Here is a 15199-nt window from a genome sequence, read left to right as displayed (position 1 = left end):
CCATGCGCCATGCCACCCGCCTTTCCGCCCTGCTGGCCCTGGGCCTGATCAGCCAATCGCCGGCCCTGCTGGCCAACAACCTGGTGTTCTGCTCCGAAGGCAGCCCCGCCGGCTTCGACACCGCCCAGTACACCAGCGCCACCGACAACGACGCCGCCGAACCGATCTACAACCGCCTGGTCGAGTTCGAACGCGGCGGCACCGCCGTGCACCCTGCCCTGGCGACCCGCTGGGAGGTATCCGAGGATGGCCTGCGCTACACCTTCCACCTGCGCGAAGGGGTGAAATTCCACAGCAACAAGGCCTTTGCACCAAGCCGCGACTTCAACGCCGACGACGTGCTGTTCACCTTCAACCGCATGCTCGACAAGAACCACCCGTTTCGCCAGGCCTACCCGACCGAGTTCCCCTATTTCATCAGCATGGGCCTGGACAAGAACATCGCCCGTGTCGAAAAGACCGGTCCACTGACCGTGGTGTTCACCCTGAACAGCGTCGATGCCGCGTTCATCCAGAACCTGGCCATGAGCTTCGCTTCCATCCTCTCTGCCGAGTACGCCGAACAGCTGATGGCCAGCGGGCGCCCCAGCGACATCAACCAGCAACCGATCGTTACCGGCCCGTTCGTGTTCCAGCGTTATCAGAAGGACTCGCAAATCCGCTACAAGGGCAACAAGGCCTATTGGTCACCGCAGGACGTGAAAATCGACAACCTGGTGTTCTCGATCAACATCGACCCTTCGGTGCGCATCCAGAAGCTGCGTCGCAACGAATGCCAGGTCACCCTGCACCCGCGCCCCGCCGACCTGCCGGCGCTCAAGGCCGACAGCAAACTGCAGGTGCTGCAGCAACCTGGCTTCAATCTCGGCTACATCGCCTATAACACCCAGCACCCACCGTTCGACCGCCTGGAAGTGCGCCAGGCGATGGACATGGCAGTGAACAAGCAGGCGATCATCCAGGCTGTGTACCAGGATTCCGGCCAGCTGGCAGTGAACGCCATGCCACCGACCCAGTGGTCCTATGACGACAGCCTCAAGGACGCGCCCTTCGACCCGGAAAAGGCCAAACAGCTACTGCAGCAGGCCGGGGTCAAGCCAGGCACCGAGATCACCCTGTGGGCCATGCCGGTGCAGCGCCCGTACAACCCCAACGCCAAGCTGATGGCGGAAATGTTGCAGGCCGACTGGAGCAAGCTCGGCTTCAAGGTGCGCATTGTCAGCTACGAATGGGGCGAGTACCTCAAGCGCATGAAAAGCGGTGAGCACGATATCGCCCTGATCGGCTGGACCGGGGACAACGGCGACCCGGACAACTGGCTGGGCACCCTCTACAACTGCGATGCCATCGGCAGCAACAACTACTCGCTGTGGTGCGATCCGCAGTACGACAGCCTGGTCAAGCAGGCCAAGCAAGTCACCGACCGCACGCAGCGCACCGCCCTGTACCAGCAGGCCCAGCAGCGGCTCAAGCAACAGGTGCCGATTACCCCGGTGGCGCACTCCACGGTCAACCAACCGCTCAGCGTCAAGGTTTCCGAGTTCAAGGTCAGCCCGTTCGGGCGCAATGATTTTTCCGGTGTGAGTGTTGATTGATCTTTAACCCTCAAGGGCCTCTTCGCGGGTAAACCCGCTCCCACAGGTACGGCGCACATGCCGAAACCTGTGGTGCCCCTGTGGGAGCGGGTTTACCCGCGAAAGGGCCGGCACAGCCAACACAACGCCCCGATTCTGCCCGGTCACCCCGGGCAACCCTGGCAACACCGCAGCAAGAAACCCGGCCCACAAGGCCGGCATAACTAGAAAAGAAAGGGAGCTTCAACCTTGAAAATGTTCACCTTGACCGCACTGGCTTTATCCATCAGTGCCTTATCCACCGTGGCCCAGGCCGACCCGCAAAGCCAGGACTACGTGCCCATCACCCTCAAAGGCAGCAGCGAGCAGGAGCAGGCCAGCGGCTTCGTCGACGGCCAGAGCCTGTCCGGCAGCACCCGCAACTGGTACGCCCGCGAGCGCGCCGCACGCGCCCCGCTGTGGAAGTACTACAAGAGCGACGGCACCCGCCACGATACCCACAGCCGCGAGAACTGGGTGCAGGGCACCATCCTCAACTACAGCTCGGGTTTCACCCAGGGCACTGTCGGTTTCGCCGTCGAAGCCGCCGGCTACAACGCCATCGCCCTGCAGCAGAGCCGCGAAGCGATCGCCGGCCCCAACAACCGCACCCTGACCCACAGCGACGGCGACCCGGTCGGCCAGTGGAGCAAGATGGGCCTTGCCAACGTCAAGGCACGCGTGTCCAACACCACCCTCACCGTCGGCCGCCAGTCCGTGGACACGCCGATGATCGCCTACATCGGCAACCGCGCCCTGCCCTCGAGCTTCCAGGGCGCATTCCTGCACAGTGCCGAATTCGACAACCTGAGCCTCGATCTGGGTACCTTCGACCGGGTTTCGCCACGTACCGAACAGAGCCTCAGCAAGTTCCGCACCGAGTACAGTGCCACTGGCGTGGAAACCGACCGCGCCAGCACCGCCGGCATCAACTACCAGCCGTTCAAGAGCCTGAGCACCAGCCTGTATGCCACCAAGGTCGACGACTTCTGGAACCAGTACTACTTTGGCGCCAACCACGTGCTCGGCGACAGCGCGGTGCTCAGCCTGAGCACCGGCCTGAACTACTACAAGACCGTCGACGCCGGCAGCAAGAAGATGGGTGAGATCGACAACGACACCTACAGCCTGTCGTTCGGCCTGACCCACCAGGCCCACACCCTCAGCGCCTCCTGGCAGCAGGTCAATGGCAACGAGTACTTCGACTACCTGCACGAAACCAACGGCATCTACCTGGCAAACTCGCTGCTGTCGGACTTCAACGGCCCCAACGAGAAATCGCTGCAGATTTCCTACGTGCTGAACATGGCGCCGTACGGCGTGCCGGGCCTGAAGTTCAACTTGTACAACGCCCGCGGCTGGGGCATCGATGGTACCCATTACCGCGGTACCGCCTACGACGTGAACGGCCTGGATGGCGAAACCCACTACGAGTGGGGCTTCGGTACCAGTTATGCGGTGCAGAGCGGGCCACTGAAAGACACCAGCATTCGCGCCACCTACACCGCGCACCGCGCCAGCAAGGCCCAGGGCGATGGCAGCCTGGACGAGTTCCGGGTAGTTACCACCATTCCATTCAACATTCTCTGACCGCCGGCGCCACGGCCTGCTTCGCTGCGGGCCGTGGCGGCTACGCTGGAATCAATGCAAGCAGGGAGTTTCAACCCATGCAGAGAGCTTTCATGAAATCGCGGCCACTGCGCCTGGCCCTGACCGCGTTGCTTCTGGGCGGCGCCACGCAGCTGGCAGCCAAACCGCTGGTGGTGTGCACCGAGGCCAGCCCGGAAGGGTTCGACGTTGTCCAGTACACAACAGCAGTCACCTTCGATGCCGCTTCCGAAACGCTGTTCAACCGCCTGGTCGACTTCAAGCCTGGTACCACCGACGTCCAGCCGGCGCTGGCCGAAGGCTGGGACATCTCGCCGGACGGCCTGACCTATACCTTCCACCTCCGCCGGGGAGTGAAGTTCCACAGCACCGACTACTTCAAGCCCACTCGCGAATTCAACGCCGATGATGTGCTGTGGAGCCTGCGCCGCCAGCTCGACCCGGCGCACCCATGGCACGACAAGACCAGTGTCGGCTACCCGTACTTCGAAAGCATGGCCTTCAAGAGCCTGCTCAAGTCGGTGGACAAGACCGACGATCACACCGTAGTGATCACCCTCACCCGCCCCGAGGCACCGTTCCTGCGGGACATGGCCATGGGCTTCACCTCGATCTACTCCGCCGAATACGGCGACCAGTTGCTCAAGGCCGGCAAGACCGCCGAGCTGAACAGCAAACCTATCGGCACCGGCCCGTTCATCTTCCAGCGCTACAACAAAGACGCCCAGGTCCGCTTCAAACCCAACCCGGACTACTTCCGCGGCAAGCCACCAGCCGACGCCCTGATATTCGCCATCGCCACCGACAGCAATGTGCGCTTGCAGAAGCTTCGCGCCAATGAATGCCAGGTCGCGTTGTACCCCAAGCCGGAGGATGTGCCGTCGATCAAGGCAGACCCCAGGCTAAAGGTGGCCGAGACCGAAGCGCTGGTCACCGGCTACATCTCGATGAATACCCAGCACAAGTACCTGAGCGATGTGCGTGTGCGCAAAGCCATCAACATGGCCTTCGACCGCCAGACCCATGTCGACCAGCTGTTTGGCAAAGGTAACGCTCAGGTGGGGGTGAACCCGTACCCGCCGAGCATGATCGGCTACAACAGAGAGAACAGGAACCCGCCCCGCGACCTGGCCAAGGCCCGTGAACTGCTCAAGGAAGCAGGGGTGCCGGAAGGCACAGTGATCACCCTGTTCACCCGCAACGGTGGCGGCCCGACCAACCCCAATCCGCGCTTGTCCGCAGAGATGCTGCAAGCCGACCTCAAGCAGATAGGCCTGAAGCTGGATATCCGCGTGATGGAGTGGGCCGAAATGCTGCGCCGGGCCAAGAAGGGCGAAGCCGACCTGGTGTCCACTGGCTGGGCGGGTGACAACGGCGACCCGGACAACTTCCTCAGCCCCCTGCTCAGTTGCGATGCCGTCAAGAGCGGCGAGAACTATGCGCGCTGGTGCAACCCTAAGTTCCAGGAACTGATCAGCCGAGCCCGCGAAGTGATCGACAACGACGAGCGCGCAAGGCTCTATAGCGAGGCATTGAAGGTGTACGATGATGACCAACCCTGGATCAGCATGGCTCACCCGAAGGTGTTCACGGCCATGCGTGACAACGTGGAGGGCTACGTAGTCAGCCCTCTGACCAACAACAACTTCGCCACCACCAAGGTGAAGTAGAACAACAACGACCGCCGGCACCCCACACGGGAACCGGCGGCACCACCGTAGCGGGCTGATCGCCCCACGGCCTGATGAGGTAACCCCGACAATGTTGAGCTTTATTGCCCGGCGCCTTGGCCTGCTGATACCGACCTTTTTCGGTATCACCTTGCTGACCTTCGCGCTCATACGCCTGATCCCCGGCGACCCGGTGGAAGTGATGATGGGCGAGCGCAGGGTCGACCCCGAAATGCATGCCCAGGCCATGGAGCGCCTTGGCCTGAACAAGCCGCTACCGGTCCAGTACCTGGACTACGTCGGCAAGCTGGCCCAGGGTGACCTCGGTGAATCGCTGCGCACCCGCGAAAGCGTGTGGAGCGAGTTCCTCACCCTATTCCCGGCCACCCTCGAACTGGCCTTCGCCGCCCTGCTGTTCGCCGGCATCGTCGGCCTGCTGGCCGGGGTGATCGCCGCGCTCAAGCGCGGTTCGCTGTTCGACCACGGGGTGATGGGCATTTCCCTGGCCGGTTATTCGATGCCGATCTTCTGGTGGGGCCTGATCCTGATCATGTTCTTCTCGGTAAGCCTGGGCTGGACCCCGGTATCCGGGCGCATCGACCTGCTCTACGACATCGAGCCGAAGACCGGCTTCATGCTCATCGACACCCTGCTCAGCGACGAGGAAGGCGCGTTCAAGGACGCGGTGATGCACCTTATCCTGCCAGCCATCGTGCTCGGCACCATCCCGCTGGCGGTGATTGCCCGCATGACCCGCTCGTCGATGCTCGAAGTACTGCGCGAGGACTACATCCGCACCGCCCGTGCCAAGGGCCTGTCGCCGGCCCGCGTGGTGTTCGTGCACGGCCTGCGCAACGCACTGATCCCGGTACTGACCGTATTCGGCCTGCAGGTCGGCACGTTGCTGGCCGGCGCGGTGCTGACCGAAACCATCTTTTCCTGGCCGGGCATCGGCAAGTGGCTGATCGAAGCCATCGGTGCCCGTGACTACCCCGTGGTCCAGAACGGCATCCTGTTGATCGCCTGCCTGGTGATTCTGGTCAACTTCGTCGTGGATATCCTCTACGGCCTGGCCAACCCACGCATCCGTCATCAGCGCTGAGGCCCCCGCCATGACTAGCCCGATTCCGAAATCCGTCACACCGGTCAGCCCGGTGGACCAGAGCCTGCTCTACCCCTCGCCATACAAAGAATTCTGGCAAGCCTTCGCCCGCAACAAAGGCGCGGTGATGGGCCTGGCCTTCATGTGCCTGGTGGTGTTCTGCGCACTGTTCGCGCCGTGGGTGGCCCCGCACGACCCGAGCGAGCAGTACCGCGAGTTCCTGCTGACCCCGCCGGTGTGGCTCGAAGGCGGCAGCTGGCAGTTCATCCTCGGCACCGACGAGCTGGGCCGCGACCTGCTTTCGCGGCTGATCCAAGGCGCGCGGCTGTCCCTGCTGATCGGCCTGTCGTCGGTGGTGATGTCGCTGATCCCGGGCATCCTGCTGGGCCTGCTGGCCGGTTTCTTCCCGCAACTGCTCGGCCCGTCGATCATGCGCCTGATGGACGTGATGCTGGCCTTGCCCTCGCTGCTGCTGGCGGTGGCCATCGTCGCCATCCTCGGCCCAGGCCTGATCAACACCGTGATCGCCATCGCCATCGTGTCGTTGCCATCCTACGTGCGCCTGACCCGCGCCGCCGTGATGGGCGAGCTGAACCGCGACTACGTAACCGCCGCACGCCTTGCCGGTGCCGGGCTGCCACGGCTGATGTTCGTCACCGTGCTGCCCAACTGCATGGCACCGCTGATCGTGCAGGCCACCCTCAGCTTCTCTTCGGCCATCCTCGACGCCGCCGCCCTGGGCTTCCTCGGCCTTGGCGTACAGCCGCCGACCCCGGAGTGGGGCACCATGCTGGCTTCGGCCCGCGACTACATCGAGCGCGCCTGGTGGGTGGTGAGCCTGCCCGGCCTGACCATTCTGCTCAGTGTGCTGGCAATCAACCTGATGGGCGACGGCCTGCGCGATGCGCTGGACCCGAAACTCAAGAACGCCGCCTGAGGAGAACGCCATGTCACTGTTGCAGATCAACAACCTGAACGTGCGCTTCGGCGACGCCAATGCGGTACCGGTGGTCGATGGCCTGGACCTGACGGTGGAGGCCGGCGAGATCCTGGCCATCGTCGGCGAATCCGGCTCGGGCAAGTCCGTGACCATGATGGCCCTGATGGGCCTGATCGATGCGCCCGGGCGCATTACCGCCGACTCGCTCACCTTCGATGGCACCGACATGCTCAAGCTCAGCGGTCGTCAGCGACGCAAAGTGGTGGGCAAGGACATCGCCATGGTCTTCCAGGACCCGATGACCGCGCTCAACCCCAGCTACACCGTCGGCTACCAGATCGAGGAAGTGCTGCGTCAGCACCTGGGCCTGAAGGGCAAGGCTGCGCGTCAGCGTGCCCTGGAACTGCTGAAGAAAGTCGAGATTCCGGCTGCGGAAAGCCGCCTGGACGCTTACCCGCACCAGCTCTCTGGCGGCATGAGCCAGCGTGTGGCGATTGCCATGGCGATTGCCGGCGAGCCCAAGCTGCTGATTGCCGACGAACCCACCACTGCGCTGGACGTGACCATCCAGGCGCAGATCATGGAGTTGCTGGTCAACCTGCAGAAGGAGCGCAACATGGCGCTCATCCTGATCACCCACGACCTGGCCGTGGTCGCCGAAACCGCCAAACGCGTGTGCGTGATGTACGCTGGCCAAGCCGTGGAAGTGGGCCAGGTGCCTGAGCTGTTCGACGTGCCCGCCCACCCCTACAGCGAAGCGTTGCTGGCGGCCATTCCCGAGCACAGCATCGGTGCCGAACGCCTGGCCACCCTGCCCGGCATCGTCCCCGGCCGCTACGACCGCCCCGTGGGTTGCCTGCTGTCACCGCGCTGCCCGTACGTGCAGGACAACTGCCGGCGCCAGCGCCCGCCCCTCGATCCCCAGGCCCATGGCCTGGTGCGTTGCTTCTACCCGCTGAACCAGGAGGTGGCGTGATGGCCGTCGTTCTATCCGCCCGGGAGCTGACCCGGCATTACGAAGTCTCCCGCGGGCTGTTCAAGGGCCACGCCCTGGTCCGCGCGCTGAATGGCGTGTCGTTCGAACTGGAGGCCGGCAAGACCCTGGCCGTGGTCGGCGAGTCCGGCTGCGGCAAGTCGACCCTGGCCCGCGCCCTGACCCTGATCGAAGAACCGTCGTCGGGCTCGCTGCAAATTGCCGGTACCGAAGTGAAAGGCGCCAGCAAGAGCGAGCGCAAGCAACTGCGCCGCGACGTGCAGATGGTGTTCCAGAGCCCCTACGCCTCGCTCAACCCACGGCAGAAGATTGGTGACCAGCTGGCCGAGCCGCTGCTGATAAACACCTCGCTGAGCAAGGCCGAGCGGCGTGAAAAGGTGCAGAAGATGATGGAACAGGTCGGCCTGCGCCCCGAGCATTACCAGCGCTACCCGCACATGTTCTCCGGTGGCCAGCGCCAGCGTATCGCACTGGCCCGGGCGATGATGCTGCAACCCAAGGTGCTGGTGGCGGACGAGCCGACCTCGGCGCTGGACGTGTCGATCCAGGCCCAGGTGTTGAACCTGTTCATGGATTTGCAGAAGGAGTTCAACACGGCTTATGTGTTCATCTCGCACAACCTGGCAGTGGTGCGGCATGTGGCCGATCAGGTGCTGGTGATGTACTTGGGGCGGCCGGCGGAAATGGGGCCGAAAGAGGACATCTACGAGAAGCCGCTGCACCCGTACACCCAGGCGCTGTTATCGGCGACACCGGCGATTCATCCTGATCCGCTGAAGCCGAAGATTCGAATTGCCGGGGAGTTGCCCAACCCGCTGAACCCGCCGGATGGGTGTGCGTTTCACAAGCGCTGCCCGTATGCGACCGAGCGGTGTGCCAAGGAGGTGCCGGCGCTCAGGCAGGTGAGTACTCGGCAGGTGGCTTGCCACTATGCCGAGCAATTTCTCTAGCCTCTGGATAGCCGGGGCTGCTTTGCAGCCCATCGCGACACAAGGCCGCTCCTACAAGGGACCGCGATCTCCTGTAGGAGCGGCCTTGTGTCGCGATGGGCCGCAAAGCGGCCCCAAAAATCTCAATGCATGAAGAACCAGATCAGGATAATCACCGGAATCGGCACCCCAATCATCCAGAGCAGTATCGAGCGCATGGCCTTTCTCCTTGTTTGATGTTGAACAGACCGGTGCACTCGCCATGCCATTGGTATCAAAAAATTACTTCCATATGAATCAACGGCTTACTTCCCAAGCCGCTTGGCAAAACCGTGCAATATGCCGGATCCGCACCCTTGCAGCTGGGTGTTCTGCAATGCACTATCAGGCGCATGACCGCCACCACCCTCCCCGACGGCCCCGAGCAGTCTCCGCTCACCGCCGACACCGTGCTGCGCTACCACCTGTGCTGGAAGCACCGCGACCTCGACGGCGTCATTGCGCTCTACCACCCCGACATCCAGTACCACGACTTCTTTCAAAACCGCGTGCTCGGCTACCAGGAACTGCGTGACTACGTGCGCGCCTGCCTGCCCCATGAAGCCGGCGAAGATATCGTCCACAGCGACCGCATCCGCGTCGATGGCTGTACCGCGTTCATCCAGTACCAGGTCACGGTGCAGGGCGGCGATGGCCTGGTGGCGTTCCAGTCCAGTGAGGCGATCACCGTCAAGGACGGCCTGATCTGGCGGGTCAACGAATACGCCACACTGGTGCGCCAGAACGGCAGTGGCCATGCCAGCAGTGGCCCGCGCCCGGCGACCAGCCGCCTGGGCCTGTCACCCCGGCAGCTGTCGACCATGGCCCAGGACCTGGAACACTACTTCCAGCGCCAGCGCCCCTACCTGGACCCGGAGCTGGACCTGCAGCAGGTGGCCGACGCCAGCGGCTACAGCCGCAACCAGATCTCCTACCTGCTCAACCAGGTGCTCGGGCAGAGCTTTTACCGCTACGTCAACCAGGCCCGCCTTCAGCACCTGATGACCAGCCTCGATGACGACAGCGTCGAAGCCACGATCGATGAGCTGGCGTTCAATGCCGGTTTCAACTCGCTGTCGGCGTTCTACAAGTGCTTCCGCGAACATACCGGGCTCACGCCCAAGGCGTACCTGAAGCAAATTTCCCTGCGTGCACGCACGTAGGACAGCCGCCTGCCGACACCACTAGGATCGCCCACAGACCTTGACGGATGTGGAGCCGAACCCGATGCAACCCCTGCGCACGCTCAGCCTGTGGATGGACCAGCTCGACGAGCCACTGTGCGCCCGCCCGGCCCTGCGTGAAGACCTGGTAGCGGATGTGTGCATCATCGGCGCTGGCTATACCGGTTTGTGGACTGCCTACTACCTCAAGCGCCAGGCGCCGCAGCTGAACATCGCCGTGATCGACGCCAATATCGCCGGCTTTGGTGCCTCAGGGCGCAACGGCGGCTGGCTGATGGGCAACCTGCTCGGCGAAGACCGCCTGTTGGCCACCCTGTCGCCGCAGCAACGCCGTGCCAGCATCGACCTGCTGCACGGCATACCCGATGAAGTGCACAGCGTGCTGCAACGCGAAGGCATCGACTGCGACTACCGCAAAGGCGGCGTGCTGTACTGCGCCGCGCGTTACCCGGAACAGGAGCGCAGCCTGCGCGCCTACCTCGACGACCTTTACCGTCAGGGCATGACCGAGGACGACTACCGCTGGCTACGCCCCGAGCAGCTGGACGCGCAACTGCGAGTCAGCAACGCCTATGGCGCCATCTACAGCCCGCACACCGCGACCATCCAACCCGCCAAGCTGGCGCGTGGCCTGGCCCGGGCTGTAGAAGCGCTGGGCATACCCATCTACGAAAACACCCCAGCCATCGACTGGCAGCCGGGTGAGGTGCGTACGCCGTTGGCGCGCATCCGTTGCCAATGGATGGTACCCGCCGTGGAGGGCTACGCCGCCAGTCTGCCACCATTGGGCAAACATCAGCTGCCGGTCCAGAGCCTGCTGGTGGCCACCGAACCACTGCCAGAGGCTACCTGGGACCAGATCGGCCTGAACCAGGGCCAGGCGTTCAGCGAAAGCAGCCGCCAGGTCACCTACGGCCAGCGTACCGCCGACAACCGCCTGGTATTCGGCGCCCGTGGTGGCTACCGCTTCGGTGGCCGCCTGCGCGAAAACTTCAACCTCGACGAACAGGAAATCGAGCTGCGCCGCTACCTGTTCAGCGAACTGTTCCCGCAGCTGAAGCACGTGCGTATCACCCATTCCTGGGGCGGCAACCTGGGCATGGCGCGGCGCTTCCGCCCACACATGCTCTGCGACCGTCAACGCGGTATCGCCCTGGCGGGCGGTTACGGCGGCGAAGGCGTCGGCGCCACCAACCTGGGCGGGCGCACCCTGGCAGCGCTGATCCTCAACCAGCACAACGAACTGACCGCGCAACCCTGGGTGCTCGACAACCGCCCGCTTTCAAGCCTGGCCAGCTGGCCACCCGAGCCCTGCCGCTGGCTGGGCTACAACGCAATCATCCAGAGCTTCGTCCACGAGGACCGGACCCTCGCCAACCCCGCAAGTGCACCTTGGAGGCGGCGCCTTGCCAGCAATCTTGCAGACTTCATGGAAGGCTTCATGCACTGACTTCCCTTTCCCCGACACAGGATTTACCGGTCATGAGCATCACCCATTTCAAGAACACCGACAACGCCGTGCTCGATAGCTCTAACCCCGTTGCGGTACCACTCTGCGAGCCCGTGGCGATGACCTCGGTCACCTGCGTGGAGCGCAGCGACGGCGTCGAAACCGGCATCTGGGAGTGCACCCCCGGGCGCTGGCGGCGGCAGATCGTGCAGCAGGAGTTCTGCCATTTCATCAAGGGGCGCTGCACCTTCACCCCAGACGGTGGCGAGCCCCTGTCAATAGAAGCCGGAGACGCACTGATGCTACCGGCCAACAGCACCGGCACCTGGGATATCCAGGAAACCGTGCGCAAGACCTACGTCCTTATTTTCTGATCCGCTGATCGCCTGCCTTCGATAACAACAGACAAAGCAAGGTAACCCCGACATGCGCACGCTCCTTCTCGCCCCCCTGATGTTGGCCGCCAGCGTGGCCGGCGCCGCCGAAACGGTGAAGATCTACAACTGGTCCAGCTACGTTGCCCCAGACACACTGAAGAACTTCCAGCAAGCCAGCGGTATCGTGCCCACCTACGACGTTTACGACAGCAACGAAACCCTCGACGGCAAGCTGATGACCGGCAACTCCGGCTACGACGTGGTGTTTCCGTCCAACCATTTCATGGCCCGGCAAATACAGGGCAAGGCCCTCAAACGCCTGGACAGATCGCAGCTGCCCAACTGGCACAACCTCAACCCGGTGCTGCTCAAGGCGCTGGAGGTGAACGACCCGGGCAACCATTACGGCTTCCCGTACCTGTGGGGCAGCACCGGCATCGGCTACAACGTCGACAAGGTCAAGGCGGTGCTCGGCGACAGCGCGCCGCTGGACTCGTGGGACCTGATCTTCAAGCCTGAGTACATGAGCAAGCTGAAAAGCTGCGGCGTCGCCGTGCTGGACAACGGTCCCGAACTGTTGCCGATCGCCCTGCACTACCTGGGCCTGCCGCACCACAGCCAGAACCCGGCGGACTACGACAAGGCCAAGGCGTTGCTGATGCAGGTGCGGCCATACATCAGCTACTTCCACTCATCGAAGTACACCGGCGATCTGGCCAACGGCGATATCTGCGTGGTGGTGGGTTTCTCCGGGGATGTGTTGCAGGCGAAGAATCGTGCCGAAGAAGCGAACAACGGGGTGAAGGTGGGGTATTCGATCCCGAAGGAAGGTGCGCCAATGTGGTTCGACATGGTGGCGATGCCGGCCGATGCACCGGACGAGAAGGCCGGGTATGCCTACATGAACTACCTGCTGCAGCCGGAGGTGATGGCCAATATCAGCAACCATGTGCAGTACGCAAACGGCAACCTGAAGGCGGACACGCTGGTTGACCCGGCGATGAAGGGCAACTCGATGATTTACCCGAGCGAGGAAGTGATGGGCAAGCTGTATGCGCTGGAGGCAATGCCGGCCAAGATCGACCGCATCCGCACACGGATCTGGACCAGTATCAAGGCAGGAAATTGAATCGGGGCCGCTTTGCGGCCCTTCGCGGGCACGCCCGCTCCCACAAGGATCGCGCAACCTTCAGGTGTTGTGATTCCCTGTGGGAGCGGGCGCGCCCGCGAAGGGCTGCAAAGCAGCCCCAATTCTGCGATCAGTGATGCTCGCGGGTAGCGCGGAACTTGATGTCCGGCCAGCGCTCTTCCATCAGCGACAGGTTGACGCGGGTCGGCGCCAGGTAGGTCAGGTGCCCGCCACCGTCGATGGCCAGGTTCTCCATGGCCTTGTTCTGGAATTCCTCGAGCTTCTTCTTGTCGTCACAACCGATCCAGCGGGCCGACCACACAGTGATCGGCTCGTAGGCGCACTCGACCTTGTACTCTTCCTTCAGGCGGCTGGCGACCACGTCGAACTGCAGCACACCAACTGCACCAAGGATGATGTCGTTGCTGCGTTCAGGGAAGAACACCTGGGTAGCACCTTCTTCGGCCAGCTGTTGCAGGCCCTGGCGCAGCTGCTTGGATTTCAACGGGTCCTTCAGGCGCACGCGGCGGAACAGCTCCGGGGCGAAGTGCGGGATACCGGTGAAGCCCAGCGCCTCGCCTTCGGTGAAGGTGTCGCCGATCTGGATGGTGCCGTGGTTGTGCAGGCCGATGATGTCGCCGGCATAGGCTTCTTCCAGTTGCTCACGCTCGGAGGAGAAGAAGGTCAGCGCATCACCGATACGCAGGTCCTTGTTGATCCGCACGTGGCGCATCTTCATGCCCTTTTCGTACTTGCCCGAGCAGATGCGCATGAAGGCGATGCGGTCGCGGTGTTTCGGGTCCATGTTCGCCTGGATCTTGAACACGAAACCGGTGAACTTCTCTTCCACAGGCTCCACGGTGCGCTCGTGGGCAACACGGCCCAGCGGGCGCGGCGCCCAGTCGACGACGGCGTCAAGCACATGGTCGACACCGAAGTTGCCCAGCGCGGTACCGAAGAATACCGGAGTCAGCTGGCCGTTGATGAACTCATCCTGGTTGAACTCGTGGCAGGCACCCTGCACCAGCTCCAGCTGTTCGACGAACGAGTCGTACTGGTCGCCCAGGTGGGCACGGGCTTCGTCCGAGTCCAGCTTCTGGATGATCTTGGCTTCGGTACGCTCGTGGCCGTGGCCCGGGGTGTACACCACGATGTAGTCACCGGTCAGGTGGTACACGCCCTTGAAATCGCGGTAGCAGCCGATCGGCCAGGTGATCGGCGCGGCCTTGATCTTCAGCACGGCTTCGATCTCGTCCAGCAGTTCGATCGGGTCGCGAATGTCACGGTCGAGCTTGTTGATGAAGCTGACGATCGGCGTGTCGCGCAGGCGGCACACGTCCATCAGGGCGATGGTACGTGGCTCTACACCTTTACCGCCGTCGAGCACCATCAACGCCGAGTCCACCGCGGTCAGGGTGCGGTAGGTGTCTTCCGAGAAGTCTTCGTGGCCGGGGGTGTCGAGCAGGTTGATCATGTGCTCGCGGTACGGGAACTGCATCACCGAGGTGGTGATGGAGATGCCGCGCTGTTTCTCCATTTCCATCCAGTCGGAGGTGGCGTGGCGGTCGGACTTGCGCGACTTCACGGTACCGGCGACGGCAATGGCCTTGCCCATCAGCAACAGCTTCTCGGTGATGGTGGTCTTACCGGCGTCGGGGTGGGAAATGATTGCGAAAGTGCGGCGCTTCGCGACTTCGGCGGCCTGGTTGGTCATGGGAAATCGCCTGACTTGGGGGATTAAAAAGGGGCGATATCATACCTGAAGTTGGGCCGGGACCAAAACCTGCTGCTTGAGTGGTTACAGGTCCGGCCTCATCGCCGGCAAGCCAGCTCCCACAAAGAGCTCCACGGTACCCAAGCCCTGTGCGGTACCTGTGGGAGCTGGCTTGCCGGCGATAGGGCCAGCACTGCCGCCACAAATCCAACAGGCAAAAGCTTTATCACGACAAATGGCCACAGGGCAGTTGTTTCAACGCCTACAGCGCATCAAGCCACTGTTTTTTCTCGTCAAATTTCCACAAGGGCAGTGATTAACGCTGGCCAAATGCCGCCCCAGATGGGAACCTTTACGCCCGCGGAGACGTCCACTCCCCTGCAACCCGCTTCGGTTGGGGAGCTGGTTTCATCAGCATTTTCGGGCCCGACGGGGTTCGGCTCATGGCCT

The 15199-nt window shown here is 63.0% G+C and carries 12 protein-coding genes; 11 read left to right on the top strand and 1 reads right to left on the bottom strand.

Annotated elements, in window-relative coordinates; all coding sequences use genetic code 11:
- Nucleotides 1–2 precede the first annotated feature (2 nt).
- The 11 genes from JV551A3_RS06475 to JV551A3_RS06425 all read left to right on the top strand — a co-directional run bounded on the left by JV551A3_RS06475 (nt 3) and on the right by JV551A3_RS06425 (nt 13035).
- Nucleotides 3–1595: an ABC transporter substrate-binding protein gene (locus tag JV551A3_RS06475; RefSeq protein WP_133970414.1), complete on the top strand. Its 1593-nt coding sequence runs from the start codon at nt 3–5 to the stop codon at nt 1593–1595.
- Between the two features lie 228 nt (nt 1596–1823).
- Entirely contained in the window at nt 1824–3203 is a 1380-nt protein-coding gene (locus JV551A3_RS06470) for an OprD family porin (protein WP_133970415.1), read from the top strand.
- A 77-nt stretch (nt 3204–3280) separates the two neighbouring features.
- The gene (locus JV551A3_RS06465) at nt 3281–4891 is read left to right on the top strand and encodes an ABC transporter substrate-binding protein (protein ID WP_177421263.1); all 1611 of its coding nucleotides are present in this window, start codon (nt 3281–3283) and stop codon (nt 4889–4891) included.
- Nucleotides 4892–4982: 91 nt separating this feature from the next.
- Nucleotides 4983–5993, top strand: a complete 1011-nt coding sequence (locus tag JV551A3_RS06460) for an ABC transporter permease subunit (protein ID WP_012316108.1) — start codon at nt 4983–4985, stop codon at nt 5991–5993.
- A 10-nt stretch (nt 5994–6003) separates the two neighbouring features.
- Nucleotides 6004–6930 carry an ABC transporter permease subunit gene (locus JV551A3_RS06455; protein WP_025337799.1) on the top strand — a complete coding sequence of 309 codons (927 nt, stop codon included), beginning with the start codon at nt 6004–6006 and terminating at the stop codon, nt 6928–6930.
- Nucleotides 6931–6940: 10 nt separating this feature from the next.
- The gene (locus tag JV551A3_RS06450; RefSeq protein ID WP_133970416.1) at nt 6941–7909 is read left to right on the top strand and encodes an ABC transporter ATP-binding protein; all 969 of its coding nucleotides are present in this window, start codon (nt 6941–6943) and stop codon (nt 7907–7909) included.
- A complete protein-coding gene (locus JV551A3_RS06445) occupies nt 7909–8877 on the top strand; it encodes a peptide ABC transporter ATP-binding protein (protein WP_112250739.1) in 969 nt (322 codons plus the stop codon). Before JV551A3_RS06450 ends, JV551A3_RS06445 begins: the two co-directional genes overlap by 1 nt.
- 371 nt (nt 8878–9248) lie before the next feature.
- Nucleotides 9249–10058, top strand: a complete 810-nt coding sequence (locus tag JV551A3_RS06440) for an AraC family transcriptional regulator (protein WP_133970417.1) — start codon at nt 9249–9251, stop codon at nt 10056–10058.
- 64 nt (nt 10059–10122) lie between these two features.
- Nucleotides 10123–11529, top strand: coding sequence for an NAD(P)/FAD-dependent oxidoreductase (locus JV551A3_RS06435; protein WP_133970418.1), 1407 nt, complete (start codon nt 10123–10125; stop codon nt 11527–11529).
- 32 nt (nt 11530–11561) lie between these two features.
- Nucleotides 11562–11903, top strand: a complete 342-nt coding sequence (locus JV551A3_RS06430; RefSeq protein ID WP_133970419.1) for a cupin domain-containing protein — start codon at nt 11562–11564, stop codon at nt 11901–11903.
- A gap of 52 nt (nt 11904–11955) precedes the next feature.
- Nucleotides 11956–13035 carry a polyamine ABC transporter substrate-binding protein gene (locus tag JV551A3_RS06425; protein WP_133970420.1) on the top strand — a complete coding sequence of 360 codons (1080 nt, stop codon included), beginning with the start codon at nt 11956–11958 and terminating at the stop codon, nt 13033–13035.
- 130 nt (nt 13036–13165) lie between these two features.
- On the opposite strand, the gene JV551A3_RS06420 is transcribed toward JV551A3_RS06425, so the two are convergent.
- Nucleotides 13166–14749, bottom strand: coding sequence for a peptide chain release factor 3 (locus JV551A3_RS06420; RefSeq protein ID WP_133970421.1), 1584 nt, complete (start codon nt 14747–14749; stop codon nt 13166–13168).
- Between the last annotated feature and the right edge of the window lie 450 nt (nt 14750–15199).

It is taken from the genome of Pseudomonas inefficax (genome assembly GCF_900277125.1).
In the GTDB taxonomy this organism is placed as follows: domain Bacteria; phylum Pseudomonadota; class Gammaproteobacteria; order Pseudomonadales; family Pseudomonadaceae; genus Aquipseudomonas; species Aquipseudomonas inefficax.
Note: the sequence above shows the minus strand (reverse complement) of the source record. Positions and strands in the feature narration are given on the sequence as shown.